5 protein-coding genes are annotated in these 2895 nt (G+C 51.1%); 2 read left to right on the forward strand and 3 right to left on the reverse strand.

Going from position 1 to position 2895, the window contains the following annotated elements; all coding sequences use genetic code 11:
• From ACP5D0_RS10370 to ACP5D0_RS10380, 3 genes are all read right to left on the reverse strand, one after another.
• The coding region (locus ACP5D0_RS10370) for a cryptochrome/photolyase family protein (RefSeq protein WP_472365726.1) at positions 1–341 on the reverse strand (341 nt) is incomplete at its 3' end.
• A complete protein-coding gene (locus tag ACP5D0_RS10375; RefSeq protein ID WP_472365730.1) occupies positions 338–460 on the reverse strand; it encodes a DUF2256 domain-containing protein in 123 nt (40 codons plus the stop codon). The genes ACP5D0_RS10375 and ACP5D0_RS10370, both read right to left, overlap by 4 nt.
• A 70-nt stretch (positions 461–530) precedes the next feature.
• Positions 531–2093 carry an FAD-binding domain-containing protein gene (locus ACP5D0_RS10380; RefSeq protein ID WP_472365727.1) on the reverse strand — a complete coding sequence of 521 codons (1563 nt, stop codon included), beginning with the start codon at positions 2091–2093 and terminating at the stop codon, positions 531–533.
• Positions 2094–2366: 273 nt separating this feature from the next.
• On the opposite strand from ACP5D0_RS10380, the gene ACP5D0_RS10385 reads away from it, so the two are divergent.
• Together ACP5D0_RS10385 and ACP5D0_RS10390 are read left to right on the forward strand one after the other, a co-directional pair.
• Positions 2367–2594 (forward strand): antitoxin, encoded by a 228-nt coding sequence (locus ACP5D0_RS10385; protein ID WP_472365728.1) that lies wholly within the window; start codon positions 2367–2369, stop codon positions 2592–2594.
• Between the two features lie 8 nt (positions 2595–2602).
• A partial coding sequence (locus tag ACP5D0_RS10390) for a PIN domain-containing protein (RefSeq protein ID WP_472365729.1) occupies positions 2603–2895 on the forward strand: 293 nt, incomplete at its 3' end.

Consider the following 2895-nt stretch of genomic DNA (forward strand, 5'->3'; position numbering starts at 1 on the left):
TCGCCGGGCAACACCACCGCCACCTGCTTGACCGAATGGTGCGCCAAAAAAGCGGCCAACGCCTGCTCGAACGAATCAAACGCATGCTCACCGAGTTTTAAATAATGCAATGACCAGGCCTGGTGATTAAGGGTTTGTGCAAAGTGGCGCATCGCGCTAAGAAACAACACCATCCGCTGTTGATGCGATTTCACATGGGTTTGCTCTTGTGGCAGTTCCGCCATCCACACCGCATCCTGTGCCGGATCAAATTCATCGAACACGGTGGAATCGAGATTGAGTTGGTCGCCAAGCACCAGACACAAACGGCGAATTTGGCTGGGGGGATTGACAGATTTCATTTACGATCTCCTTTCGCGATGGTAGGGCGCTGGCGACGACAGCGTTCCGAGCAGTAACGCACCTGCTCCCAATCCTTACGCCACTTTTTGCGCCAGACAAACGGACGACCGCACACCACGCAGTCTTTGCTGGGCAAATCGGCTTTTGCGATGGGTTTCGATGATTTCGTCGATGGTTTCGTCCATGATTTAGTCATCGAACAAGCCCAACTGCATTGAAGATTCCGATTGTGACGATTTGTGCGACCGTGTGACCCGTTTGCGGCTGCCGTGTTTTTGATACACCTGTTTGGCTTGGTTTTTCGCTTGTGGCTGTTTGCGAATCGACGCCAACTTCTGTTTCGCCTCGCGCGCCGCCTGCTCAATGTCCACCAGCGGAAACGGATAGTTTTCGCCCAGATGCACATCGGCTTCTGCTAACCACTCCGGCGGACACGACCAAGGGTCATGGATCCAGTCATCCGATAACCCTGCCAACTCGGGGCACCATTGGCGAATAAACTGGCCGTGTGGGTCCTGGTCGCGCGACTGCTTCACCGGGTTATACACTCGCATGGCATTAATGCCGGTGGTGCCGGATTGCATTTGCACCTGGCTGTAATGAATGCCGGGTTCGTAATCGGTAAACAGCGCCGCCAATTTCGGTGCGGTCAAGCGCCAATCCAGCCACAAATGATAACTGGCAAACGACATCACCATCGCCCGCATCCGAAACGGCAACCAACCGGTGTGGCGCAAACAACGCATACAAGCATCCACCAGCGGCACACCGGTTTGCCCTAACCACCAGGCCTGGAGAAAATCGGTTTGCGAGTCGGCGGCCTCTTGGCGCAAGCTTTCGGTCGCGGTTTGCAAACAGGTAAACTCAATCGACGGCTGAGTTTCCAGTTTTTGCATAAAATGACTTTGCCAGTGCAAGCGTGATAAAAACGCGCTCAGGCTGCGACGATGTTGCGGTGCCACCGAGGCTTGAAACGCTTGCGCCGCCTGAATCACTTCGCGAATCGACAAACTGCCCCACGCCAAATGCGGACTGAGACGCGAACTGCTTAAAGGGGCGGCGTTTGGTTTGGAGATGTCGAACAGATAGCGTTTCAAATGCGTGTTCAAAAACGTGTCTAACCGCGCCAACCCAAGGGCGCGGCCACCGCGCTGAGTGTGTTCCTGTGGCTCGATGGGATGAAACGGCCAGGCCTGGAGGATTTGCCGAAGGCTGGAAATGGAAAGGGGAGGCGTTTCCACCAGGCCTGGTAATTGTGGCGGAGGGGCAGACAGCGGTTGCTGCAAAAAGGTTTCGGCCTGCGCTTGCCACTCATCCCGATTGAGAGCCCCGCGCTGAATCGGATGCTGCGGCGGTTGATGCCAGGCAATCGCTTGAGATTTCAACCACTCTGCCACCTGCTTGTCGCGGGCAAAGGTCCAAGCATTGCCGGTTTCTTGGTGCGACCAAACCGCGTCAATGTCGAAGCTCTGCTGCAACTGCGCCAGCACTTCCGTCACCGAACCTGCGGCAAACCAAAGGCCTTGCCCCAGCGCACGCAAATCGCGATCCAGCGCCACCAGACAATCCGCGACAAAACGCCATTGGCGCAAGCTGGCATCCGGCTGCGCCCAGAGCGCCGGCTCGAACACATACAGCGGCAAGACCGCCCCACGCGCCGCCGCCAGACTCAGCGCCGCATGATCGACCGTACGCAAATCACGCTTAAACCACACCAACTGCACCCAGGGTTTTTGATTGATTTTCTCCATGGTAAATAATTATACAAAACCATTACAATATTGCTACACAATAATCAGCCAGGCCTGATGAATTTGCGTTGGTTGGGTATTTGGCAGCGGGGACGGGGTTTGAACCAATGATCTTTGGGTTATGACTCGAAAAATTAATAATATCAATAAGCTGTAAACCCTCTTTCTATATTCTCCATCAATCGGATCACCTTTAAACGGATTAAATAAATTGACCTTGTTTTAAAAGTATATACAATAAAGTATATATTTTACTTAGAGGGGGGATTTATTATGGAAGCTAGAATTTTCCAATCTGGAAACAGTCAAGCCGTTAGAATTCCGAAAGAATTTCGTTTTGATGTCACGGAAGTTGAAATCTTTAAGCGTGGCGATGAAATCGTTTTAAAGCCGAAACCTAAAAATTTAGGCGCCGCTTTTAAATTGCTTGGCGAGATGCCAGACGATTTTATGGCTGATGGACGCGAAGACACCTTACCTCAAGAAAGAGAGTCTTTTTAAGTATGGTTGTGCTTGATACCAATATCTGTATTTACATTATTAAAAAACAACCGCCGAGCGTTTTTGAAAAGTTCGAGAGTTTACCTTTAGGTTCGGTTTCCATGTCATTAGTGACGTTTGGAGAGTTGGAAGATGGTGCTATGAGAAGTAACAACTCTGAAAAAGCGCTGAATATTCTGGATGAATTGATCAACTATATTCCCGTTTTACCGATGGGAACCGATGTGGCTAAACACTATGCCGATATACGAGCCGACTTAGCTAAAAAGGGAACGCCGATTGGTAATAATGACCTTTGGAT

The sequence above is a fragment of the Hydrogenovibrio sp. genome (assembly GCF_049975065.1).
Taxonomy (GTDB): Bacteria; Pseudomonadota; Gammaproteobacteria; order Thiomicrospirales; family Thiomicrospiraceae; genus Hydrogenovibrio.

What these genes read in the sequence shown, in the direction of transcription:
- ACP5D0_RS10380 (WP_472365727.1), bottom strand. Translation starts at nt 2,093, where the DNA reads ATGGAGAAAATCAATCAAAAACCCTGGGTGCAGTTGGTGTGGTTTAAG.
- ACP5D0_RS10385 (WP_472365728.1), top strand. Translation starts at nt 2,367, where the DNA reads ATGGAAGCTAGAATTTTCCAATCTGGAAACAGTCAAGCCGTTAGAATT.